Origin of the sequence: Flavobacterium sp. 9, assembly GCF_002754195.1 — a bacterium.
In the GTDB taxonomy this organism is placed as follows: domain Bacteria; phylum Bacteroidota; class Bacteroidia; order Flavobacteriales; family Flavobacteriaceae; genus Flavobacterium.
Map to the genome: position 1 here is coordinate 1,863,273 of NZ_PEEU01000001.1, position 23,063 is coordinate 1,886,335.

Below are 23,063 nucleotides of genomic sequence, written 5' to 3' on the forward strand. Positions count from 1 at the left end.
TTTTCTTTGTTTCTTTTGTTTCAGGTTTGGCGTTAATGTCTGAAAAAGGTTTCTCGCAGATTTTGCAGATTTATTCTTTCATCTTGCATCTTTATTCTTTATTCTATTTTCTTTTACAAAAAACTCCCTATTTTAAATCTAAAGTCACTTTCACCGTAAAATCTGAATCTGTTTTTTCTATCTCTAATTGATGTTTTTCGGGATATTGAATCGATAATCTTTTCTTGACGTTTTCGAGTCCTAATCCTTGATTTTTAGAAGGAATTTTGTATTGTTCTGTATAAGAGTTTTCTATTTTAAAAATCAGTTGTTTATTGATTTGTTCGCATGATAAATGGACGTATCCTTTTTGGTTTGGAAGTCGTGATACATGTTTAAAAGCATTTTCTATTAGCGGAACCAAAAGTAAAGGCACAATCTGAAGATGACCGTCTTCGATATTCCATTTGCTTTTTACTTCTAATTCATTTCCCCAACGGGTTTCTTCGACGGCAATTAAATCTTTCAGGTATTTAATTTCAAGATGCAACGGAACATATTCTTTATTACATTCATACAATTGATACCTTAAAATATCCGAAAACTGAACCAGTAAAACCGAAGCTAATTCGACATTACTTTGCATCAAAATGTGAATATGATTCAGTATATTAAACATCAAATGCGGATTGATTTGATCTTGTAGAATTTTTATCTGTGCTTCTAAGTGAACTTGTTTTAATTCGGCATGATTTCTTTCGATCACATTATGTTCCTGATAAAATCGAAGTCCGCAAGCGGTGCCACAAATCAAAAGTGCAGCGGGAATGCTTCCACAAAACCGAGCCCATAAAAACTCAATAGTAGCCATATTAGCTTCTTCGGGATATAATCGGTTACGTGTGCGCGAATCGGAGAAAACGGCATAAATTACAGCCAGGCAAAGGGACAAAAGCAGCACTACAACAAAAGCCTGTACCGCAAATAGTGTCATTTTATTTTTGCGTAATGCCCTAGCAAGCATCACATCACTAAGAAAATGCGCCAGAACAATGGAGCTTAATAATATTAAAGCTGACTGGCGTATAGCCGAAATTATTCCATAATCGGCTATCAATTGCGCCCAAATCGTAATACCAAGTATGAACCAGAAAAAGATTAAAAATATCCAATGTCGGTTTTTATATTTTATAGTCATCAAAAAAAGAGTAAGTAAATTATGAGAATCTTTTGGATCAAAAATAACCCTATATTTTCTAAAAGAACAGCAAAGAACCAAAAAGATTCTTTGCTGTTTCTAGAAGTTCAAGGGTAAAATAAAGGTTAGAAAATAAAATATCCAACGCTTACATTAAAGGAATCTGCTTTGGAACTAAAGTCTTTACTTAGATTATTCAGTCCGCCTTGATAAACAAAATCTAAGGTAAATTTCCACATTTCGACTCCTGCTCCAACCTGATAACCAATATTAGATTTATTGAATTTTGTGTACGAGTTTTTAAGTTGATTTAATGACGAAATATTTTCATCAAGAACATACGAATAAACTCCTCCTCCAAAAACTCTCACATTCAAAGTCGAAAGATCAATTACTTTGTAACCTATTAATAAAGGCATTTCGAGGCTTCTCCATTTTGCATTTTTAGATCCCGATAATGAAGTTTTCTCAATTTTTGAAGACTTCTCGCTATACAAGATTTCGTTTTGGATATAGAATCTTTTAAAATCGAATCTTCCCATTGCTCCCACAAAATAACCTGCTGCGTATTTTGAGCTAAATCCATCCGTAACCGGCAATTCAGAATAATTGGAACCTCCTTTTATTCCCACATGAATTGGAAGCGGAGATTGTGCAGTAGCTTTTGAAGAAATTAAACTCACTAAGAAAATAGTGGTTACTAATAATAATTTGTGCATGTTCATGATAATAGTTTTTATTAATTTGATGCAAAGGAGCACAAACCTAAAACGCTATTAAAATTAGTTTGATGAACTGCATTTGGCTTTTGACCAACGGAATTATTTAAAGATTTTTTGCCACGAATTGCACGAATTTAATTTATGATAATTCGTGGCGAAAAAATTTTACCGCAAAGTTCGCAAAGGTTTTTCGCAAAGTTCGCGAAGTTGTTAACTTAGAAAAGAAGACAAAGTTCTCAAAGCAATATCTTGAGGTTAAAAATTCGTGCAATTCGTGGCGAAAAAATTTTACCGCAAAGGTTGCAAAGGTTTTCCGCAAAGTTCACGAAGTTGTTAGCTGACGAAAGAAGACAAAGTTCACAAAGCGATATCTTGAAATTAAAAATTCGTGCTAATTAGTGAAATTCGTGGCGAAAAAAATTATCTAATTAACTCATTTTCTAATTGGCACATTCTCTAATTCTGCTCTAAATACCTTTTGTCTGTCAACGTTCTCATAAAAGCAATCAATTGCTTTTTTTCTTGATCTGTGAGCTTTAATTTGTCTTCGGGTAATGTTTGATTATCAAGAGCGAAACCTTTACCTAAACCTCCGCCTTCATTATAAAAATCTATAACTTCTTCCATCGTTTTATAAACGCCATTATGCATGTAAGGCGCTGTAAGTTCAATATTTCTAATGGTTGGAGTTTTGAATGAATATTTATGAATAGCTGCTCCCGTAATCACAAACTTCCCTAAATCGCCATCAAGCTTTTTGTTTTTATTTGGAACACCTAAAATCTCACTTTCAGATCTGTCAAAATTTGGCGGAACAGTTCCGTTTGTTAGGGGAATAAAATGGCAAGTTGCACATTTGGCTTTTCCGGCAAACAAATTAAATCCTGCTTTTTCATCGGCTGTAAAGGTTACTTTGTTTTGCATATATCCGTCGAACTTTGAATCATAATGACTCAACGAACGAATGTAAGATGCTAAAGCGTTTTTGATTGCAAATTCATTAATTTCTCCTTTCGGAAAAGCTTTCTCAAATTCCTTTACATAATCAGCTTTTTTTTGAATCGCCAAAGCAGATTTCTCCAGAGATCCATGCATTTCATTTTCATTTTTAATTACGGCAACCGCCTGATCTTCGAGATAACTTACTCGGGAATCTGCAAAAAATACACGTTGAAAAGCGATATTATTTAATGTTGGTGTATTACGCTGAATCATTGATTTTCCGTCTAATGAAACTGCTGTTTCCAAACCATCCGTAAATGCTTTATCGGCGTGATGACAAGAAGCGCAGGAACGCGTATTGTTTCCGGATAAAATAGGATCATTGAATAACTTTTTGCCCAAAGCAATTTTTTCAGGTGTTGTTTTATAATCGGGGAAACCCGAAAAAGCTTCGGGATCAAAAGCGTCTTTGTCAAATAAAGTTTGCGATGTTACTTTCAAACCTCTTTGCTCCTTCATTAACGAAATTCCTAATTCAGATTGTGTTTTATACAATCCACGACTCAACGGATTTGCAATTTCTTTAATAAAATAAGCACGATCAAAAGCATCGAAATTTTTGTTTGCTTTTAAATATTTCTTGCCTTTTTCTAAAACTGCAAGAACTTGTTTTGAATCCGGAACTGATTTATCTTCGAGATAAACTTTATAATATTTTTCGATTGTTTCTAAAGAAACCAATGCTTCCGGAAGTGAATTTAAAACTACAGGCGAATCAAAACCGGTAATTCCTAAAGTAATAATTCTATAAACTTCTAATCGCATGGCATCAAAAACGTGTGCATCTGTCAATTCATTAGAACTTGATACTTTTTCTAACCGAGTTAAATTTGCCGATAAAACCCCTAATTCCTGAAGTAGTTCTTTTTTGGTTGCTCTGTTATATTTCGGAAAAAGCAATTCCTCAATAACCTGAAAACCTTCGGCCTGAACGGTCACTTTATCATTTTCTTCGAACTCCGGTATTGCTGGTCCGTTAATCGATTTAGAAACTGCGGGCGAATAATACTCACTTATCATTTCGACCTTTTTATAATTCTGATGTGCTTCCAGAAATTGTCTCTGAATCTGTGCTTCGGTAGAATCTTCTTGTACCGAATATTTAAGTTTGGCGACTTTTTCGATCAATAAAGTAATATCTGACTGAAACAATTCATTTACTTCCTGATGTTTGTTTTTTTTCTGACAAGCAACAAATGTTACCAAGAACAACAAACAATATATTTTTTTCATGATTTAATACCGATTAAAAGAGGAATATTTAGAAAAACAGAAACCACTACCTCAAACTGAAGTAGTGGAATACTGTTTTGTACTATTTTAAAAATTTATCTTGCTAAACCTTTAATTACTACGATTTGACTTGCTTGTTCTTCTTTAGGACGATTTGTACCTCCGTCAGGACTTTTGTATTTTGCTCCTGTCCAAGAGTGAGGTTGTACACTTAACATAAAAGTGTCAGGAATACCCAATTGTTCAGAAACATCAATTAAAGCTCCATATTCCCAAACTCCTTTTTTACTTGGATCTGGCACACCTGATGAAACTACATTGTATTTTGCAGCATCTGCAGCTGTACGACGGTGATCTAATTCTACTACAACTTTTAATTCTTTTGTAGCAATATTATATTGATAAATATAAGCATCGTGAGTTTCGTCTCCGTATCCGTTAGCATCTTCCTCAACGTAAACATAGTTTTTAGTCACACAAATATTATCCGGATTTTGAAATTTACCAGCAATTCCAGAACGGTTATCTCCGTCAAGAATAACTTCTAAAGTTCCTTTTAACGGATCAGCCGCATCAAGCTTTAATCTGTAAACTCTACCATATTTAGTTCTTGAACCATCAGCATTAGTTCCTGTTATATCTTGTCCGGTTGCATTAAAATACAATTCACGATCTGCAGTGTCACCACCTTTACGGTAATCTAAATCTTCTACACGACCAAATTTAATTGCTTTCAAAGTATTTACCGACGCATTGATTTGAGCACCAGTTAAAGTTTTATGATCTTCGATTTTCACAAAAGATACAGGATAAGTTTTACCTGTTTCCATATCTTTTTCTCTTTGATTGTCGTCATTTCTTTTTAACATGTATAAAGAACCATTCGCTAAATCACCAACAGTATTAGATACATACATAAAAACCTGACCTCCATAAGTTCCAGAATCATCATCACCAATTACAACTACAGTCTTTCCTTTATAAGCAGAAGTACGTAATGGCAAAGCATTTTCAGCGCTTAAACGACCAAAACCAGCCAATTCTTTAGATACAGATGCAGAACCAGCACTTCCGTAAGGATCTAAAGCATGTGTACGAGACTCTTCTCCAGACTCTCCACAAGTCAAATAAACAGGTCCAAAACCATGCTCAGCTTGTGTTGCCATTGTAGCACCACAAAGTCTCCATGTTCCTCCACTAGAATTTAACAAATATTCTCCTTTAGTAGGTTTGAATGTTTTGTCTAATGTAATTCTTGAAACCGAAAAATTGTCTTCATTGTTTACTAAAAAAGTAAAAGTTCCGTCACCATTTTTTAACAAACCGGAACCATCAGCGGAACCTCCAAAAATAAATTTAGGGCTGTCTGCAAAAACATCATCTGAACTAAAAAGAGAATAGATTTTCAGATTTTCAAAACCTGCCTGTGCCTTCAATAAACTTGGCGTTACAGATTGGTCTTTTAATACAACACTCGTTGTTGCTTCTTCCTGATCTTTAGAGTCGTTATTACATGAAGTAATCAACGATCCAAGAATAATAAGGGGTAAAATAATTCTTTTCATCTCGCTTTAATGTTTAATTTTATTTTTTTACAAAGTAACCCCCTACACTTTAATTTAAAATCACTTTGATATTATCAAAAAAACAAGAGTCTGTTAAAAAAGCAGATTTAAACCTCAAAAAAATTAACATTAATTTAGTACTACAAAACATTCATAAAATACGATTAACATAAGCCAAAAAAAAGAACATTAATTTAAGCCACCCAACTTATAGTTATTGCTTGTTAACATTACTCTTTTTAAAAAATTAAAAATTGCTGCTTTCAGAATAGAATTTTTTTAATCACAATTTGTAAATATTTACTTAACAAAATAAATATGTTTTTGATATAAGTTTGACAAAAAAATTCTTATTAAAACACTATGAAAACAAATTATTTAAAATTAGCATCTGCAGTTATTTTAACATGCACATGTATGACAATTGTTAGTTGTGATACTGAATCTCCAACAACAGAAAATCCAAATTCTAAAACTTCTTCATTGACTGTCGACAAAAATGATCCTGTAATTATTGAATTACTTAACAGAGGTTACAAATTAGAAAACATTAAAGACATCGATAAATACTATTTAGTTGAAGATGATATGTTTTTTTACAAAACCAAATCCAATAACACTTCAAAACCAGCTCAGGCTCACGCCAACCAATTAGCCAGTATGAGTGCTGTTACTAACATAACAGTAAGAATTGATTCATCAATACCTACTTCAGGACCTGACGATTGGAGATCAGCGATAGCTACTGCGTTAAGTGATTGGAGTGCAATCCAGGGCTGTAGAGTAAATTTTATATTAACAACAAACCCAATTTGTAATATTTTAATTGGTGCAGACGAAGGTATACTTCCAAATAGCGTTGCAGCTGCAGCATTTTTGCCGTCAGGCGAAGCTCCAGGATCTCAAATAGCTATAAATCTTGATGCTCGTAATGATATCCCTTTTACTGAAACAGAAAAAATACATGTTCTAAAGCATGAACTTGGTCATACTATAGGATTTCAACATACAAATGGAGCTTATTTTGGAGAATCAACTAATGCATCGGGATATAATGTTATTCCAAACACACCATCAGGATTTGGAAGTAACCAAGACTTTAGTTCTGTAATGAATACAAGTGCACCTTTAACAAATGTATTTTCGAGTCTGGATATTTTTGCTTTCAAATATCTTTTCCCGGATAACTATTCTATGAATGATCTTATTTTCTCGCCAGTCGAAGGTGAATCTATAATTTATGGATCAAATACTATCCAATTATATTGGAGACCTTCTTTCATTTCAGAAAAGAATGTCAAAGTAGAAATGTTTTACGAAGGACAATTAGCATACACCCTTACAACTCCAAATATTGGCGTAGTAAATATTACCTGCTCCTCAGGGAATTGCAAAGTTCGAGTATCATCCATATCAAACCCTGCATTTTATGATGAAGCAAATTTTTCTTTTATTCAGGATTAAGAAGCTATTATAAAACTATTACATAAAAAAAGAGCCTTACTTTAAGGCTCTTTTTTCAATTGTTGTTTATAGATTTCGATATTGGCTTTAATCTTCTCGTCCAATTCCGGTTCCTTAATATCCGTATGCTTTTGCATTTCTTCCCAGATAATTTTGGCTACAATATATCGTGCCATTTCTTTATCATCAGCAGGAACGACATACCACGGCGCATAATCTGTCGAAGTTTTGTTTATTGCCTCTTCATAATATTCCTGATATTCTTTCCAGTGTTCGCGTTCTTTCAAATCTCCTGGCGAAAACTTCCAGTTGTGTTTTCCTTCTTCTAAACGGCGTAATAAACGTTCTCTTTGTTCTTCTTTACTCAAATGCAAATAGAATTTAAGTACGATGGTTCCGTTTTGCGAAATATGCTTTTCGAAATTATTGATTTGCTTAATTCTGTCTTCCCAAAATTTTGGTGTAATATCATCAACCGAATTAATTCCCGGCAAATTCTCCCCCAAAATATATTCCGGATGTACACGAGTTACCAGAACATTCTCATAATGCGTACGATTAAAAATGGCAAACTTCCCTTTTTCCGGCAACGCAATATAATGTCTCCATAAATAATCATGTTCCAGTTCCGTCGAATTTGGCGTTTTAAAACTATGCACCACAACACCACGCGGATTAAATTCCTTAAAAACTTCCCTGATTAAACTATCCTTTCCCGAAGTGTCCATTCCTTGCAGGCAAATCAAAACACTATATTTATTATGTGCATACATTACATCTTGCAAATTGCTCAGTTTTGCCTGCACTTTATCCAGTTTCGCTTCTTTTTCGTCACTATCAGCATCGATATCCAGCAAAGTCGGAATCTTTGATAACTTTATTTTATCTGTAACTTTAAAATCTTTCGGATCTATTGATTTCATATATCTTCATTTTTATAATTATAAATATACTAATTTTACGAAGCATATTCCTGCTATTCATTACAATACTTTTTTGATAAATTGTATTTTTCCAAAACATACCAAGAGCTTATCCCGAAACGTCGGGAGTCGCTTTGTTCTGTCAGGAAAAAATCGCAATTTCTTCTCAAAGTATTTTCATTACTATCAGGGCTAGGCATTTGTTTTCAAAATAAATTTCCTTTAATCAAGAAATGCAGCAATTCAACATTTACAAAAAATCAAAAAAAATCCATTGGAGTACTACTTTAATAATATTTACAGCTACACTTTCCTTATCTATAATATATCTTACAAAACAGACCTTTTTTAATCCCGAAAAAGGATTATTTGAAGATATAATTATGAAATCAATACTTGGACTTTTCATCCTTGGATTTATCTTAAAAACAATTGGATTAACAAGAACTAAATCGATAAATGGAGAATATAGTGGCTTTCTGGAATTTCACGATGATCATATTATTATAGATCAGGAGAAATTTAAAATAGACGAAATCAAATCAATTGAGATCTCAAATAATGATTATTACGGAAAACGAAATCCTTTATCAGGTTTTGATTCTTCGTTATCAAATGGAATCAATAATCAAATAATGCTAAGACTTAATTCAGGAATAACAAAATCTTGTAATTTTGAATTGTACAACGAATATGATATGGAAAAGGTCGAAGAAGAACTCTTTTGTTATTACGCTAAAGAGAAAATAGATTTTTTTGAACTTGTCAAAATATTAAAAATAAAAAGTAAATCAGAAATAGAAGAATTTAGAAACAAAATAAGCCTTCTCAAATAAAACATTCATGGAAAAATTCACCTTAGAAATATTATTTCAAATCATCGGAATCGGTTCAGCATCAGGATTATTTTTAAATAACAATTCATTATATATTATTGGCGACAATAGCGGATATTTATACGAATACAACATGCAAAATCAGCAATTAAACCAACATCCTTTAATTGATAATCCAACGCAAAACATTCCCAAAAACTTAAAACCTGATTTTGAATCGCTAACACATCACAATGATACATTATATGTTTTTGGTTCTGGTTCGACCGAAAACCGAAACAAAATGATTGAGTTTGATCTTAAAAACAAATCTGTTTTACAAAAGAACAATTTGGTCGATTTATACGGCTTAATGCAAAGTTTTGGTGAAATAAAACCGGAAGATTTTAATCTTGAAGGCGCAATTTTCGATGGAGAAAATTGGTATTTATTCAATCGCGGAAATGGAATTTCTAACAAAAACAAGATTTTCACGATTCACGCTAAAAGTCTGGGAGAAGAATTTGCATTGGTTGCAACCAATTATAAACTTCCGAAAATAAAAGGAATCCGTTCCAGTTTTACTGATGCAATTTTGGTCGAAGACAAAATCTATTTCCTTTCAACCACCGAAGACACCAAATCAACCTACGACGATGGCGAAATCCTTGGCAGTTTCACTGGCCGAATCGATCTTAAAACTATGAAAATAGATTTCACTCAAAAAATAACTTCAACCAATAAATTTGAAGGTTTGACTTTCTACAAAAAATCAAGTGATAAAATTGAGTTTTTATTATGTGAAGATAATGATACTGAATTGTTAGAAACTAAGATTTTTAAATTGAGTTTACCTCTTAAATAGTTTAATAAAAGAAATCAAAAAAGGATGGGAATATTATTATTCGATTTTTTAGAGTCGAAAAAATTAATTGATATAAATAAAATCACACAATTAATTATTAATAAATATGATGTTGTCAATCCAAAAGAAATTCTACTTGAGACAGATAACAAAATTAAAATTATTGCTATTTTAAAAGAATTTAGTTTTAAAGAAAATGACAGCAAAAAATTTGTAACAATGTCAATGCCTATTTATAATTTGATTTTAAAAAGGGCTGATTTAGAAGACTTTTCAATTGGAATAATCCCAGAAATTAGCACTTTCAGAATAAAAAATGAAGAATCAGATATAGAGTTTGAACAGGATTTCTTTTCAATTTTAGAAAAACACATTTAAATTAGATGGAATTTTATTTTAATAATGAAGATATATCTAGCGGAACCGTTATAGATCTTAAGTGCTTCAATTGCAATTTAGAAACTTTATGCTTTAAAATAATCGGAAGTTCCTGGGCAATGAATTTCCTTGGAATAATTGGAGTTTTTGAAGTAGCAAAAAAAGAGTTATTTATTACCAAACTCACGTTACATGAATTTCAGAATTACAATAATTTAAATGAAAATGAAATCAGCAATCGATTAAAACTTCTCATAAATAGAGAAAATTTGATTTTTTTGAAAAACCATAGCGATGAAAATAATAAAATTTTCAAAAAATGCCCTGAATGCAAAACGAAATTAGAAGAAATTAAAGAACAAAATCTAGCTGACTTCACTTTAAATGGAGGAAAAATTTACACAATTAATAGTTACGAGAAGCAATAGATTTTTAAATTGAGTTTACCAATTAAGTAAAACTAACTTCCATGAAAAAAACAATTCTTTCATTACTAATAGTTTCCATTCTTTTGATTGGTGGTTATTTATTTTATGATTTTAAAATAAACAGAACAAAAATAGACTACTCTAAAACTATAGATATAAAAGATCTAAACCCAAAATCCTTTATCACACTTTTTAAAGAGAGATATAATAAAACCCCAATAAATAGTATATCAATGAGTGGAGATTTTCCAGATAATTGGGTAAAGTCAAATGACGTACCTTATTTAATCTCTATTATGAGATCTAAAGAAAAATGTTGCGGATATATGAATGTATTTTCTTCAACTCTTTTAACGGATAATGGTGAAGTTGGAGGTTTTGCAATAATTTTTTTAAACTCTTATATCTCAAATACAAAAATTAATCTCGGTTCGAATTGTAATCCCAAAACAGACGAAGAATCTATTAGAAAGATTGAGAAATGGTATCAAACTACAGCAAATAAAAATTAATCGCATTTTATGAAACAATTCTACAAAAGCATAATAATCCTCTTATTCTTTTTAAGCTTTAAATGTTATTCTCAAACTCAGGATGCTATAATTTATTTTAAAGACGGAGATTCAATTGAAGGTTTTGCCTCCATAAAAAATGATAAAATAAAATTTAAAATTTCTGCTGATGATAAAGCTGATACTTGGGATCATGAAAATGTGAGTAAAATCAAATTCATAGGACTTGATATTGTACAAACCTATGAATATGTTAAACTAAACGCTTCTGGTGACCCAAAATTACTTGAACTAATTGTAGAAGGTAATGTTTGTCTTTATAAAGAGGAAAAAACACAGATTTTTACAGATCCCAATATTACAAAGAAAACTGCAACATCAACTCATGGCACAAATAACATAAATAGTTATGCTTATCGAACAGAACAATATCGAGAATTATTCTATGTAAAAAGAAAAAAAGACCAATATCCAACTTATATAAATTCCGGAATTCTTTCGAATTGGAAAAAAACGACAACAAGTTTTTTTGCTGACTGCGATTCTTTAGTCAAAAGAATAAAAGATAATAAATTTGGTTACAATCAAATTAATGAAATTGTAGAATTCTATAACGATGTTTGTTTAGGAGAATAAAGTACATCAATTAATTATAATAAAGGAAGATATATTCATTCCTATATATGTAGAGGCGCACAACAGTGCGTCTCCCGCAAAGAAAATACAAATTAAAATATACTGAACAAAAGACGCACTGCTGTGCGCCTCTACAAAAAACCTTTGAACCTTTGTATCTTTGTATCTCTGAACCTTAAAAAAAAACTTTTTTTCATCATCGTCCCAACCTTTTTGATTTTTCATCCCTCTTTAGTATAAAGACAACAATTGTGATAAACGAAACGCTAATTTCTAACTGCAAGAAAATGAACCGAGATGCTCAGCGTCAGGTTTATGAGCATATGGCTCCAAAATTGTATCGCGTTTGCAAACGATACCTCAAAAAGGAAGAAGAAATAGAAGAAGCTATGGCTGACGCTTTCTACACCATATTCACAAAACTGGAACAACTGAAAGAAGTTCTGGCTTTTGAAGCTTGGGCACGAAAAATAACTGTCAATCATTGTTTGGCAACAATCAAGAAAAACACAAATTTCAACATGTATCTTGATGATGTCAAAATGCTTGCACAACCTTTTACAGAAGAAGTTAACGCTTTGGAAGAAGAAGATTTACTGAATTTACTAAACCATATTCCGGACGGCTGTAAAACTGTTTTTAACCTTTTTGTTATAGAAGGTTTTGGACATAAAGAAATAGCTGCAATGCTAAACATTTCCGAAGGCACATCGAAATCACAATTGAATGCTGCAAAAACCAAGCTAAAGGATTTAGTAAATAAATTGTATTATCAAAAAGCAAAGTAGTCATGGACAATCAAGATAAAATATTCGATAAATTTAAAGATGCCGCACACAACGCGGAATCAAAAGATTTTCCAGGAATGGAAAAAGTCTGGTCGCGTCTGGAAGACAAACTGGACAAAAAAGAAGATAAAAAAGCAATTTCGCTATGGAAAAAAATTGCAATTGCAGCTTCACTATTATTATTAATCTCTTTAGGCGCTCAGTTTCTAAAATCGGATAAAATCACAACGACTCAAACTCCAAAAGTTGTGATAAATGAAGATCAAAAAGAAACAATTGAGAATCCTGTTTTAGAAAAGAATAAAGCTGTTGGTGCTACAGATTCTCCAATAATTCCAAAAGTAGAAGCTGCAAAAATTATAGATCAACAAATTAAAGTACAACCACAAGTAGCTTTACAAGAAGTTCATATCTCAGCTGAAAATGCTGTTGCTGCAGAATCAATTGCTGTGCCTGTTGCGGGTCAGATTGCTGCGCCAATATCTGTACAATCCGGTTTTACTGATATGGACGAAGAAAGCACTGTTGAAAAAGCAAGAGATAAAGATGTACAAAACCTGGGATATGGAAGAAGCGTACAAAGAGAATCTGCTAAAGTTGCTTACGCAGCAGAAGCACATGCTCCAATGGCTAAAAAAAGTGCACCATTAATTGTTTTAAACGGCACTGCAATGTCTCATAGCGACGATGAGAAAAGAGATAAAATGATGCAAAGAGAACTTCCAAATTTACAACCGGAAAATGTAGATTCTCTAGTGGTATTAGATCAGCCTTTGTATATTATTGATGGAATGTATTATTCAGAAAATGATTTATTTGGTACAAATCCAACAAGTCCTTACGCTCCTTTGAACAAACAAGAAATCAAAACCATAACTGTACTTCAAGATCTGGAAGCTACATCAAAATATGGCGAAAAAGGCAAAAAAGGAGTTGTAATTATTACTACTAAAACAGGAAAACCAGCCGCTAAAAACTAGCAAAAAAACATTTTTTTAATCTAAAAATTACTATCATGAAAAACGTAAAACTTATTTCATTAGCCCTTTCTATGCTTATATGTTTCGTAGTTACAGCACAGGAAAAAACAATTACAGGAACGATTTCTGATAAAAGTGGTCAAGCACTTCCTGGCGTAAACGTACAGATTCAGAAAACAAAAAAAGTAGCTACTACGGATTTTGACGGAAAATATAGTATTCAAGCTCAAAAAGGCGACGTTTTATTGTTCAACTTTATTGGATATAAATCTCATACAGAAACTGTTGGTGACAAAAATATTATCGACGTTGTATTACAAGAACACAATCAATCGCTGCAAGAAGTTGTTGTTACAGCTTATGGTGGTTCCAAAAAAAAGAGATCAGTCCAAGCTTCTAGTGTAATGATTCAGGGCAGAGTTGCCGGAGTTGCAGTTTCATCCGGATATGTTCAATATGATTCAAATCAAAATGAAGCAATTAGAGGCACAGCGCCAATTTTAGCTAAAAATGAACCTTTGTATATTCTGGATGGAATTCCTGTTAATGCAGAACAATTTGCTAAAATTAATCCGAATGATGTTCAGGATGTAAAAGTTTTAAAAGATAAAGATGCAACAGCTGTTTATGGAAATAAAGCTTCAAATGGTGTTGTTATTCTAGAAACTAAAAGCGGAATTTATAAAAATCTTACGGAGACAGAACTTGATGCCAAATTGAATATTCTTCATCCTAATAAACCTGTTGTGACAAATCAGGAAGATTATGATGCTTTTGTAGAAAATGCATTCGAAAGCCCAAAAACGGCACCTCTTTCTACTTTTTCGATCGATGTTGATAATGCTTCTTATACTAATATCAGACGTTTTATCAATAATGGACAAGCGGTTCCTAAAGATGCCGTTCGTGTTGAAGAAATGGTAAATTTCTTTAAATACAATTATCCGCAGCCAAAAAATCAGCATCCTTTTTCGATCAATACTGAGTTAAGTGATTCTCCTTGGAACACAAAAAATCAGATTCTTAGAATTGGTTTACAAGGAAAAAATATTGCTACAGAGAATTTACCGGCTTCAAATATGGTTTTCTTAATTGATGTTTCCGGTTCTATGGGAGACGATAATAAACTGCCATTATTGATACAATCCATGAAAATTCTGGTAAACGAATTAAGAGCAAAAGATAATGTTGCCATCGTTGTTTATGCCGGAGCAGCCGGAATGGTTTTGTCTCCAACTTCCGGAGATGAGAAAGAAACTATAATTGATGCTTTAGAAAACTTAGAAGCCGGCGGAAGTACTGCAGGTGGAGAAGGAATTGAATTAGCTTACAAAGTTGCTACCGAAAATTTTATTAAAGGTGGAAACAACAGAGTAATTCTGGCAACTGATGGTGATTTTAATGTTGGAAGTTCTTCAAATTCTGACATGGAGAAATTGATTGAACAAAAAAGAAAAACAGGCGTTTTCTTAACTTGTCTGGGTTATGGAATGGGAAATTATAAAGACAGCAAAATGGAAACATTGGCCGATAAAGGAAACGGAAACTATGCTTATATTGATAATATTCAGGAAGCAAATCGTTTTTTAGGAAAAGAATTCAAAGGCTCGATGTTTGCTATTGCGAAAGATGTGAAAATCCAGATAGAATTTAATCCGAAACAAGTTCAGGCGTATCGTTTAATTGGATATGAAAACCGAAAATTGCGTCCGGAAGATTTTAAAAACGATGCAATTGACGCTGGGGAATTAGGAAGTAATCATACTGTGACGGCTTTATATGAAATTATTCCGGCGGGAGTTGAAAGTGATTATCTAAACCAACAACCTGATGCTTTAAAATATACTAAAGTACAGGAAACAGGAAATAATTATAGTAATGAACTAGCAACAATAAAATTCCGTTACAAAAAACCTGACGGCGATAAAAGTATCGAAATGGTAAACGTAATTGAGAACAAAGCGGTTGCTTTAAACAAAGCTTCGGATGATTTTAAATTTAGTACTGCTGTTGCGTGGTTTGGATTGAAATTAAGAGATTCAAAACTTATTTCGAATAAATCTTCTGACGATATTTTAAAATTAGCCAAACAAGGATTATCAAAAGATTCTGAAGGTTATAAAGCCGAATTTATTCGTCTTGTTCAATCGGCAATATAGTTTTGAAAGAATAAAAAAGTTTGTTAAACTTAGATTAAGAAAACAACTGAAAGCATCGTTTTAGGAAGCAAAAACTGTATTTTTGTGTTACTAAAATGATGCTTTTTGCATTTCTAAAAAACAAATCATGACAGACTTAAAAAATAAAAATGCACTAATTACCGGTGCTGGAAAAGGAATTGGAAAAGCTATCGCCATTGCATTGGCAGAAGAAGGTGTAAACGTGATTTTGGTTGCAAGAACTCAAACTGACATTGATCAACTAGCAATTGAGACATCTAAACTTGGTGTTAAATCATTGGCTTTAACTGCTGATGTTTCCGATATTAATTCTATAAATAGTGCTGTAGAAAAGGCTTTAGCCGAATTTGGACATATAGATATTTTAATCAATAATGCCGGAATTGGTACTTTTGGAAATTTTCTAGAATTAGAACCCTCAGCTTGGGAAAAAATCATTCAGGTTAACCTAATGGGAACTTACTATACAACTCGCGCCGTTATCCCTAATATGATCGAAAGAAAAACAGGTGATATTATCAATATTTCTTCGACTGCAGGATTAAACGGAAATGCTTTGACAAGTGCTTATAGTGCGTCAAAATTTGCTGTTCTTGGATTAACTGATTCTTTGATGCACGAAATGAGAAAGCATAACATTCGTGTTACGGCTTTAACGCCAAGTACGGTTGCAACTGATCTTGCTATCGAATTAAAATTAACCGATGGAAATCCTGAAAAAGTAATGCAATCTGAAGATGTAGCCGAATTGATCGTTGCGCAACTTAAATTAAACCGCAGAGTTTTTATAAAAAACAGCAGTATCTGGTCTACAAATCCTTAAAAAACATAAATTTCAATTTTTTAAAATATTGAGACTTTCAAAACTGACCATCTTTGTCAAAGTTTAAAACTTTGACAAAGATTTTAAACGCCTTAAACAAACACCAAATGGAACAATATCTAAGACAATTAATTTCAATAGAATTCACGGATAAAAAAGAACTTTTTACTGGATTTCTTATTGATTATTCTGATGATTGGATTTTACTACGAAACAATCCCGAGGATTTTATTCTTGACGGTTTTGTGATTCTTAAAAACAAAAATATCGAAGCGGTTCATAGAGATCAGGATCTTGAATTTACTGAAAAAGTAATTCGCTTGAAAGGTTTAAAAACAAATGCAGAAGATATTATTCCGATTCGGGATTTGAGTTCAATTCTGAATTATGTAAATAATAAATATGGGATTTTTCAAATCTCAAAGAAATCAGCAAAATCAGCTTATTTAGGAAAACTAATTGAACTGAACGAAGAAGAACTTACAATTGATTTTCTAGACATAAGAGGTCAGTTTGGGGGAGAATTGAGTTTTAATCCACAAAAGATACGAGTTATTGAATTTGATACGGATTATATTAATTCTTTGAAATTGGTGATTCCTGAAGATCAGAAATAAATATTTTTTATTCAAAAAAAAAGCTCCAAAACTCTTTACTAAATAAGAGTTTTGGAGCTTTTTTGTCATTTCGACGAAGGAGAAATCTCCACAAGTAACTCCGCAACGAGAATCCAATCTTTGTCGAGTTTCTCGCGGAGATTTCTCCTTCGTCGAAATGACAAATTCTTCGAATCATCTTGCTAATTGTTAGTGAGATTACTTCGTTCCTCGCAATGACAAAATATGTGTTTTAAGCCTCAGCTAATTTGTTCAAAAACTCTAAACGAACGCTTCCGTCTTCGTCGATTTTTGTTAAGTTGATTTCTTGTAATGTATTTACCAATTCAGGATTCCAAGGTGTTTTTACTTTTACGTAATTTTCGGTAAAACCATGAATGTATCCTTCTTTATTTTCACTTTCGAATAAAACCGTTCTGTTAGATCCTAATTGACTTTCGTAAAAAGCACGACGTTTTTTAACGGATAATCCACGTAACATTTTACTACGTTTTGCTCTTACATTTGCTGGAACAACTCCCGACATATTTGCAGCTTCTGTATTATCTCTTTCTGAATAAGTGAAAACGTGCAAATAAGAAATATCCATTTCATTCAGGAAATGATACGTTTCTAAAAAGTGTTCGTCTGTTTCACCAGGAAAACCAACAATAACATCAACACCAATACAAGCGTGTGGCATTACTTCGCGAATCTTGTTTACTCTTTCTGTATAAACTTCACGCAAATAACGGCGTTTCATTAATTTCAAAATATCGTTACTTCCGGATTGCAACGGAATATGAAAATGAGGTACAAAAGTTCTGCTTTTAGAAACAAACTCAATCGTTTCATTCTTCAATAAATTTGGTTCGATTGATGAAATTCTTAAACGCTCAATTCCTTCCACTTTATCCAAAGCCTGAACTAAATCAAGAAATGTATGTTCGTGTTTTTTATTTCCGAATTCTCCTTTTCCGTAATCACCGATATTTACTCCAGTCAAAACAATTTCTTTGATGTTTTGCGCTGAAATTTCTTTGGCATTTTGCAATACATTTTCTAATGCATCACTTCTCGAAATTCCTCTCGCTAACGGAATCGTACAATACGTACATTTATAATCACAACCATCCTGAACTTTCAGGAAAGCACGAGTTCTGTCTCCAATAGAATAACTACCAACGTAGAAATCAGCTTCAGCTATTTCGCATGAATGAACTTCACCCATATCGTTTTTGCTTAAGTCATTAATATAATCGGTAATTTTAAACTTTTCTGTCGCGCCCAAAACTAAATCAACACCATCAACTGCTGCCAATTCCTCAGGTTTCAATTGTGCATAACAACCTACGGCAGCGACAAAAGCTTTATCATTAAGTTTCATTGCTTTTTTTACGACTTGCTTAAATTGTTTATCAGCATTCTCTGTAACTGAACAGGTATTGATGACATAAATATCAGCTACTTCTTCAAAATCAACGCGATCAAAACCTTCGTCATTGAAGTTTCTGGCAATTGTAGAAGTCTCTGAGAAATTCAATTTGCAACCAAGCGTATAAAAGGCAACTTTTTTTCTATTTTCCATGGGAATAAACTACATTTTAAGTAGTAAGATATTATATTTACATCTCTTTTGAAGAGTTTGCAAATTTACGTACAATATTCTTTAAAATAAAATCAATAATACACTATATATCAACATTTTGCAACAAACCAATATTTAGAGGTCTATAAATTAAACCAAAATATTTGTGCATAAAATTTATCTGTAAAAAATTGACTTTAAATTTCAATAAGAATAAAATGACAAAACATCGATTAAACGCAAATAATATCGATTAAATGCGTTTTTTTAAGAATTAAATTCAAATTTTCTTACATTTAACTTTGCTAAGTTAGTTTTTCGAAGTAATTTCACTTCTCTAAAAAAAGGTTAACTAAAATTATATTATTTAAATAATAATTTGCTCATAACAATTTTGATTTTCCCCCGTTATGTTGTTGCTTTGTTATTATAAAAAATGGGTAAGCCGAAAACCAGAAAGAGTAGGCAAAAATTATAAATTAAAACTCCATATGAAAGCATTTTTACCCACAATCTGCTTGATGTTCTTAACCTTATTTAGCTCTCAGGCGCAAACTGCTGCTCCGGCTCCTGCTAATCCATTTCCATCTATTAGCACATTGACAAATTGGGCGAGCTTAAACTCTCAATCACAATTTGATATTGCAATTCGTGCGGTTGGATTTAAATTTGAAGTAAAAGAACCTAGTGAAGGATCAACAGCTTATACTTATATTCGTAAAGTAACAGTAAACGAGGTAAATTATACTGATAGAATTGTTTACAGAATTACTAATAATAATTCGGCAAGTATCATTTCATTAGTGACAGCTTCTACAGATTTAGTAAGTTTGTACACTCCACAATTGGCTACTTTTAAAAATAACAATTGTAAAACTGAAATGTCAAAAGACAAAAATACTACTTGCAGCTGTTACGAAAGTGTGAACTTTGCAATCGATCTTTGCGATGAGCGTGTAAAACTTACAATGGGTGACGGAAATAAATATTTTGTTTCTGTAGCTAAAAAATAATATTTAATACTCAGATTATTTTTAAGTATTAAAAACTTCGAGTTGTTTTCCAAATCTTTGTAAATCTTAAATGAGTTAAGTTTACAAAGATTTGGAACGCATTTCTTAGGATTCTATAAGTTTGGATTTTTCAATTCATACCAAACTTCCAATTCTTCTTCATATTCAAAAGAATTTACATAACGTAAACCTAGTTTTTCCAGAATTCTTCTTGAATTTTCGTTTCCTGCATCTGCATAAGCATACAATGCATCAACTTTCATTACATTAAACGCATAATCTACAAAAGCTTTTCCGGCTTCAGTGGCATATCCTTTTCCCCAATGTTTTTCGATGAAACGATATCCAATTTCATAAAAATCTTTATGACTATTGATTTCATTTGTAATAAACTTAATTCCGGACCAGCCAATAAACTCATTGGTTTCTTTAAGAATAACAGCCCAACGACCAGTTCCAAAATCTTTATATTGCTTATGAATAAATTCGATATAAGCGCGACTTTGGTCAATATGAGTAATAGGTTTATTGCCAACATATAAATGCACGTTTGGATTAGATTCTAATTCAAAAATTCCATCAACATCAGAAAACTGTAATTCCCTCAAAAGTAATCGCTCTGTTTCTATTGGCTCTTTCATCAAAAAATATTTAGTTCAAAATATAGCGTTCTACAACCTCAGCAACTCCATTATCATTATTTGAAGCAACAATTACATCGGCTCTGTCACGCAACTCAGGCGTTACATTATCAACCCAAACTCCAAGTCCGGCATATTCAATCATGGTTAAATCATTTCCTGCGTTTCCTACGGCAATAATTTCACTTTGGTGAATATTTAGCTTTTCAGCCAAAAGTTTTAAACTAGCTGCTTTATCAATACCCTTTTGTGCTGCTTCTAAGAAAAAAGGTTTTGACATTGCAATACTCAAATTCGGCATTGCCAATTTTAGATCTTTTTCTAATTCTTTTAAATAAGAAGGTTCTGCCAATAAAATACATTTCACTGCAGGCTTAGTAACTGCATCTTTAAAACTTGGTACTTTATTATGTGGCAATCCGGTAATATCTTTTTCTATTTCGATATACTCAGAATCGGTTTCACTTACAATTTCACCATCGATATAAGTGATAATATGAGTTTTCATTTTTATACTATAATCGTATAAATCATGAATTTGCTCCGGCGTTAAACTTTGTTCAAATAGTACAATATCATCTTTTACAGTACTGATTATAGCTCCGTTAAACGAAATAATATACGAATTATTCAAGTCTAATTCTAACTCTTTTGCATAAGCTGTCATTGCAGATGTCGGCCGGCCGGAAGCCAAAACCACATAAACACCTTTTGCCTGCGCTTCAAGAATTACTTTTTTATTTAATTCCGAAATTTTATGATCGTCTGTCAACAAGGTATCATCCATGTCGAGCACTAACATTTTATATTGCATGTTTTTTACTTTTCAGTCGCAGTTTTCAGTCTCAGTAACTATTGAAAACTGAGATTGAAAACTGAAAACTTTATTTAGATACTCATTCTAAATTCTTCAATAACCGGATTTGCTTTTGCAAAATCTGTTTCCTGAATAAATACTTCAACCGCTAAATCAGATCCACCATAACCGCCTAAACGTGCAGATTGAATGTTATCTTTTTTTACTGTTTCTACTCCCGCTTCTTCTAATCTTTCTTGTAAAGCAAGTGCTAAAACTTCACTTCCTGAATACACTTTCATTAATCCCATGACATTTTATTTTATATAGTTATTCTAATATTATTTTGAGTTGATTTTGAAAATCACTGTTTTCATTCATGAAACTATGTTCCTGATTTTTTAACGGATAAAAATGAACTTTATATTTCAAAAGTTCTTTTAACCGAATTGAATTTTCATAAGGAATCAATTGATCCTGCATTCCGTGAAAAATATAAATTGGCGCCTTGACTTTAGGTAAATACTCATAAGTTTCTAAGCTGAATTTCTTCATGAAATCCGGAAAAAACGGTACTTTGGTACTCGACAATTCTGTAAAACTATAATAAGGAGATTGCAAAATCAAAGCTTTGGGATTATTCTCAGACGCCAAAATAGTAGCAAATCCGGAACCAATTGAATAACCCGCGATAATAACTTTATTTTCAGGATATCGCTTCGTTAATGTTTTGTATGCAATAGAAATATCTTTATTTAACTGCTCTTCGTTCTCAATTTCGCCTTCACTTTTACCAAAACTTCTGTAATCTAAGATAAAAATATCATATCCTAAATTGGTATAAACTTTTGCAATTTTCCCCCAGGTTTCTAATGTTCCGGCATTCCCATGAAGATAAAAAACCAATCCTTTTGAATTTTCTGCTTTAAACAAAAGTCCGTTTAGGTTTGCGCCGTCAAAAGACTTAATGTTCAATTCTTCAAATTTCTGTTGATAATCAAACTTATAGTCTTTCGAAAGTTTCGAACCTAAGAAAACCATTTCAACCTGATTGAAATAGACATAGGAAACAATAACAACATAAATCACAACGAAAAACGCTAAAAGAACAATCGCTAAAAATTTAAATGTCTTTATTATTTCCATAAATTAAAATTAAGTATTCAGTGTCAGTTTATAGTTTTGAACTGAATACTGTGACTGTTCAATTACTCTTCCTCTTGAATTTCGTCTTCTTCTTCATCAAGTTCTTCTTCGCCTTCTTCATCCATATCAAATATATAAGGCTCCAACAACATTTTGTCTGCCAAAATTTCGATACGTTCTGTCAATTGTTCAGCAAAAATAATACGCTGTGTTTTTGTGATACTGTTCGAAATACGCATGATTTTAGTTTCGTGACGTAATTTCAACATAGGATCTGCATCGTCAATAATAAACATTTTTAAACGGTTTACATTGTAACCCGCTGTAGTAAACATATCGCTCAATTTATTTGGCGTTCCGATTAAAACATCAATTCCTGTCGAAATGTAATTTTTATCATAATCCATGTCGCCTTTGTCATGCACACCATAAATTTCAAGCTTAGAATACTTTCCATATTTTTCGAAAAGCTCAACCATTTCCAAAACTTTAGTTTTGTCTTCTACAAAAATCAAAGCACGTGGCGATTCTTCTGTATGCCCTGACAATTGCTGAATTACATTCAACACAATCGTAGTCGATTTTCCGCTTCCCGCAGGAGAAAGAATGATACAATCTGCACCACTTTTTATTGTCGAAAAAGTTTCTTGCTGCAAGATATTTGCTTCTGTTAAACCATTTTCAATTAAAGCGTCTTGTAACTTCTCGTTTATTTTTTTTAGTTTCATCTTTATTATGCTTTAAGCTTTAGGCTATAAGCCATAAGCAAAAATTATTTGTAATTTTTAAGAG

The 23,063-nt window shown here is 32.2% G+C and carries 24 protein-coding genes; 13 read left to right on the forward strand and 11 right to left on the reverse strand.

The annotated features are described in order from the left end of the window. Positions 1–127 precede the first annotated feature (127 nt). From CLU81_RS07035 to CLU81_RS07050, 4 genes are all read right to left on the reverse strand, one after another. Positions 128–1,177 carry a sensor histidine kinase gene (locus tag CLU81_RS07035; protein ID WP_099709180.1) on the reverse strand — a complete coding sequence of 350 codons (1,050 nt, stop codon included), beginning with the start codon at positions 1,175–1,177 and terminating at the stop codon, positions 128–130. 125 nt (positions 1,178–1,302) lie between these two features. Next, on the reverse strand, positions 1,303–1,902 hold the full coding sequence (locus tag CLU81_RS07040; protein ID WP_099709181.1) for a porin family protein: 600 nt from the start codon (positions 1,900–1,902) through the stop codon (positions 1,303–1,305). A 453-nt stretch (positions 1,903–2,355) separates the two neighbouring features. Further along, complete coding sequence (locus tag CLU81_RS07045; protein ID WP_099709182.1) at positions 2,356–4,134, reverse strand: cytochrome-c peroxidase; 1,779 nt, start codon at positions 4,132–4,134, stop codon at positions 2,356–2,358. Positions 4,135–4,229: 95 nt separating this feature from the next. Then, positions 4,230–5,699, reverse strand: a complete 1,470-nt coding sequence (locus tag CLU81_RS07050) for a hypothetical protein (RefSeq protein ID WP_099709183.1) — start codon at positions 5,697–5,699, stop codon at positions 4,230–4,232. Positions 5,700–6,062: 363 nt separating this feature from the next. On the opposite strand from CLU81_RS07050, the gene CLU81_RS07055 reads away from it, so the two are divergent. After that, on the forward strand, positions 6,063–7,163 hold the full coding sequence (locus tag CLU81_RS07055) for a M57 family metalloprotease (RefSeq protein WP_099709184.1): 1,101 nt from the start codon (positions 6,063–6,065) through the stop codon (positions 7,161–7,163). Positions 7,164–7,204: 41 nt separating this feature from the next. Here the strand turns inward: CLU81_RS07055 and CLU81_RS07060 are convergent, their stop codons facing one another. Next, on the reverse strand, positions 7,205–8,086 hold the full coding sequence (locus CLU81_RS07060; RefSeq protein ID WP_099709185.1) for a PPK2 family polyphosphate kinase: 882 nt from the start codon (positions 8,084–8,086) through the stop codon (positions 7,205–7,207). 383 nt (positions 8,087–8,469) lie between these two features. On the opposite strand from CLU81_RS07060, the gene CLU81_RS07065 reads away from it, so the two are divergent. The 11 genes from CLU81_RS07065 to CLU81_RS07120 all read left to right on the forward strand — a co-directional run bounded on the left by CLU81_RS07065 (position 8,470) and on the right by CLU81_RS07120 (position 17,108). Beyond that, positions 8,470–8,922, forward strand: coding sequence for a hypothetical protein (locus CLU81_RS07065; protein ID WP_144444479.1), 453 nt, complete (start codon positions 8,470–8,472; stop codon positions 8,920–8,922). A 7-nt stretch (positions 8,923–8,929) separates the two neighbouring features. Then, entirely contained in the window at positions 8,930–9,766 is an 837-nt protein-coding gene (locus tag CLU81_RS07070) for a hypothetical protein (protein ID WP_099709187.1), read from the forward strand. A 24-nt stretch (positions 9,767–9,790) separates the two neighbouring features. Next, complete coding sequence (locus CLU81_RS07075) at positions 9,791–10,144, forward strand: hypothetical protein (RefSeq protein ID WP_099709188.1); 354 nt, start codon at positions 9,791–9,793, stop codon at positions 10,142–10,144. Between the two features lie 5 nt (positions 10,145–10,149). After that, the gene (locus CLU81_RS07080) at positions 10,150–10,572 is read left to right on the forward strand and encodes a hypothetical protein (RefSeq protein ID WP_099709189.1); all 423 of its coding nucleotides are present in this window, start codon (positions 10,150–10,152) and stop codon (positions 10,570–10,572) included. Positions 10,573–10,613: 41 nt separating this feature from the next. Beyond that, positions 10,614–11,084 carry a hypothetical protein gene (locus CLU81_RS07085; protein ID WP_099709190.1) on the forward strand — a complete coding sequence of 157 codons (471 nt, stop codon included), beginning with the start codon at positions 10,614–10,616 and terminating at the stop codon, positions 11,082–11,084. A gap of 9 nt (positions 11,085–11,093) precedes the next feature. Beyond that, positions 11,094–11,720, forward strand: a complete 627-nt coding sequence (locus CLU81_RS07090; RefSeq protein WP_099709191.1) for a hypothetical protein — start codon at positions 11,094–11,096, stop codon at positions 11,718–11,720. 287 nt (positions 11,721–12,007) lie between these two features. Next, positions 12,008–12,508, forward strand: coding sequence for an RNA polymerase sigma factor (locus CLU81_RS07100; protein WP_099709193.1), 501 nt, complete (start codon positions 12,008–12,010; stop codon positions 12,506–12,508). 2 nt (positions 12,509–12,510) lie between these two features. Further along, positions 12,511–13,488: a hypothetical protein gene (locus CLU81_RS07105; protein ID WP_099709194.1), complete on the forward strand. Its 978-nt coding sequence runs from the start codon at positions 12,511–12,513 to the stop codon at positions 13,486–13,488. 35 nt (positions 13,489–13,523) lie between these two features. Beyond that, positions 13,524–15,647 (forward strand): VWA domain-containing protein, encoded by a 2,124-nt coding sequence (locus CLU81_RS07110; RefSeq protein WP_099709195.1) that lies wholly within the window; start codon positions 13,524–13,526, stop codon positions 15,645–15,647. Positions 15,648–15,774: 127 nt separating this feature from the next. Then, complete coding sequence (locus CLU81_RS07115) at positions 15,775–16,491, forward strand: 3-ketoacyl-ACP reductase (RefSeq protein ID WP_099709196.1); 717 nt, start codon at positions 15,775–15,777, stop codon at positions 16,489–16,491. Positions 16,492–16,598: 107 nt separating this feature from the next. Further along, positions 16,599–17,108, forward strand: a complete 510-nt coding sequence (locus tag CLU81_RS07120; protein ID WP_099709197.1) for a hypothetical protein — start codon at positions 16,599–16,601, stop codon at positions 17,106–17,108. A 232-nt stretch (positions 17,109–17,340) separates the two neighbouring features. On the opposite strand, the gene mtaB is transcribed toward CLU81_RS07120, so the two are convergent. After that, positions 17,341–18,675, reverse strand: coding sequence for a tRNA (N(6)-L-threonylcarbamoyladenosine(37)-C(2))-methylthiotransferase MtaB (gene mtaB / locus CLU81_RS07125; protein WP_099709198.1), 1,335 nt, complete (start codon positions 18,673–18,675; stop codon positions 17,341–17,343). A 491-nt stretch (positions 18,676–19,166) separates the two neighbouring features. Between mtaB and CLU81_RS07130 the strand changes: the two genes are divergently transcribed. Next, entirely contained in the window at positions 19,167–19,688 is a 522-nt protein-coding gene (locus CLU81_RS07130; RefSeq protein ID WP_099712692.1) for a hypothetical protein, read from the forward strand. Positions 19,689–19,801: 113 nt separating this feature from the next. Here the strand turns inward: CLU81_RS07130 and CLU81_RS07135 are convergent, their stop codons facing one another. The 5 genes from CLU81_RS07135 to CLU81_RS07155 all read right to left on the reverse strand — a co-directional run bounded on the left by CLU81_RS07135 (position 19,802) and on the right by CLU81_RS07155 (position 22,999). Beyond that, the gene (locus tag CLU81_RS07135) at positions 19,802–20,329 is read right to left on the reverse strand and encodes a GNAT family N-acetyltransferase (RefSeq protein ID WP_099709199.1); all 528 of its coding nucleotides are present in this window, start codon (positions 20,327–20,329) and stop codon (positions 19,802–19,804) included. 10 nt (positions 20,330–20,339) lie between these two features. Then, complete coding sequence (locus CLU81_RS07140) at positions 20,340–21,143, reverse strand: Cof-type HAD-IIB family hydrolase (protein WP_099709200.1); 804 nt, start codon at positions 21,141–21,143, stop codon at positions 20,340–20,342. 74 nt (positions 21,144–21,217) lie between these two features. After that, positions 21,218–21,436: a putative signal transducing protein gene (locus CLU81_RS07145; protein ID WP_099709201.1), complete on the reverse strand. Its 219-nt coding sequence runs from the start codon at positions 21,434–21,436 to the stop codon at positions 21,218–21,220. A 19-nt stretch (positions 21,437–21,455) separates the two neighbouring features. Further along, complete coding sequence (locus tag CLU81_RS07150) at positions 21,456–22,271, reverse strand: alpha/beta hydrolase (protein WP_099709202.1); 816 nt, start codon at positions 22,269–22,271, stop codon at positions 21,456–21,458. A 62-nt stretch (positions 22,272–22,333) separates the two neighbouring features. Beyond that, a complete protein-coding gene (locus tag CLU81_RS07155) occupies positions 22,334–22,999 on the reverse strand; it encodes a DEAD/DEAH box helicase (RefSeq protein ID WP_099709203.1) in 666 nt (221 codons plus the stop codon). Between the last annotated feature and the right edge of the window lie 64 nt (positions 23,000–23,063).

What these genes read in the sequence shown, in the direction of transcription:
- CLU81_RS07035 (WP_099709180.1), bottom strand. Translation starts at nt 1,177, where the DNA reads ATGACTATAAAATATAAAAACCGACATTGGATATTTTTAATCTTTTTC.
- CLU81_RS07040 (WP_099709181.1), bottom strand. Translation starts at nt 1,902, where the DNA reads ATGAACATGCACAAATTATTATTAGTAACCACTATTTTCTTAGTGAGT.
- CLU81_RS07045 (WP_099709182.1), bottom strand. Translation starts at nt 4,134, where the DNA reads ATGAAAAAAATATATTGTTTGTTGTTCTTGGTAACATTTGTTGCTTGT.
- CLU81_RS07050 (WP_099709183.1), bottom strand. Translation starts at nt 5,699, where the DNA reads ATGAAAAGAATTATTTTACCCCTTATTATTCTTGGATCGTTGATTACT.
- CLU81_RS07055 (WP_099709184.1), top strand. Translation starts at nt 6,063, where the DNA reads ATGAAAACAAATTATTTAAAATTAGCATCTGCAGTTATTTTAACATGC.
- CLU81_RS07060 (WP_099709185.1), bottom strand. Translation starts at nt 8,086, where the DNA reads ATGAAATCAATAGATCCGAAAGATTTTAAAGTTACAGATAAAATAAAG.
- CLU81_RS07065 (WP_144444479.1), top strand. Translation starts at nt 8,470, where the DNA reads ATGAAATCAATACTTGGACTTTTCATCCTTGGATTTATCTTAAAAACA.
- CLU81_RS07070 (WP_099709187.1), top strand. Translation starts at nt 8,930, where the DNA reads ATGGAAAAATTCACCTTAGAAATATTATTTCAAATCATCGGAATCGGT.
- CLU81_RS07075 (WP_099709188.1), top strand. Translation starts at nt 9,791, where the DNA reads ATGGGAATATTATTATTCGATTTTTTAGAGTCGAAAAAATTAATTGAT.
- CLU81_RS07080 (WP_099709189.1), top strand. Translation starts at nt 10,150, where the DNA reads ATGGAATTTTATTTTAATAATGAAGATATATCTAGCGGAACCGTTATA.
- CLU81_RS07085 (WP_099709190.1), top strand. Translation starts at nt 10,614, where the DNA reads ATGAAAAAAACAATTCTTTCATTACTAATAGTTTCCATTCTTTTGATT.
- CLU81_RS07090 (WP_099709191.1), top strand. Translation starts at nt 11,094, where the DNA reads ATGAAACAATTCTACAAAAGCATAATAATCCTCTTATTCTTTTTAAGC.
- CLU81_RS07100 (WP_099709193.1), top strand. Translation starts at nt 12,008, where the DNA reads ATGAACCGAGATGCTCAGCGTCAGGTTTATGAGCATATGGCTCCAAAA.
- CLU81_RS07105 (WP_099709194.1), top strand. Translation starts at nt 12,511, where the DNA reads ATGGACAATCAAGATAAAATATTCGATAAATTTAAAGATGCCGCACAC.
- CLU81_RS07110 (WP_099709195.1), top strand. Translation starts at nt 13,524, where the DNA reads ATGAAAAACGTAAAACTTATTTCATTAGCCCTTTCTATGCTTATATGT.
- CLU81_RS07115 (WP_099709196.1), top strand. Translation starts at nt 15,775, where the DNA reads ATGACAGACTTAAAAAATAAAAATGCACTAATTACCGGTGCTGGAAAA.
- CLU81_RS07120 (WP_099709197.1), top strand. Translation starts at nt 16,599, where the DNA reads ATGGAACAATATCTAAGACAATTAATTTCAATAGAATTCACGGATAAA.
- mtaB (WP_099709198.1), bottom strand. Translation starts at nt 18,675, where the DNA reads ATGGAAAATAGAAAAAAAGTTGCCTTTTATACGCTTGGTTGCAAATTG.
- CLU81_RS07130 (WP_099712692.1), top strand. Translation starts at nt 19,167, where the DNA reads ATGAAAGCATTTTTACCCACAATCTGCTTGATGTTCTTAACCTTATTT.
- CLU81_RS07135 (WP_099709199.1), bottom strand. Translation starts at nt 20,329, where the DNA reads ATGAAAGAGCCAATAGAAACAGAGCGATTACTTTTGAGGGAATTACAG.
- CLU81_RS07140 (WP_099709200.1), bottom strand. Translation starts at nt 21,143, where the DNA reads ATGCAATATAAAATGTTAGTGCTCGACATGGATGATACCTTGTTGACA.
- CLU81_RS07145 (WP_099709201.1), bottom strand. Translation starts at nt 21,436, where the DNA reads ATGGGATTAATGAAAGTGTATTCAGGAAGTGAAGTTTTAGCACTTGCT.
- CLU81_RS07150 (WP_099709202.1), bottom strand. Translation starts at nt 22,271, where the DNA reads ATGGAAATAATAAAGACATTTAAATTTTTAGCGATTGTTCTTTTAGCG.
- CLU81_RS07155 (WP_099709203.1), bottom strand. Translation starts at nt 22,999, where the DNA reads ATGAAACTAAAAAAAATAAACGAGAAGTTACAAGACGCTTTAATTGAA.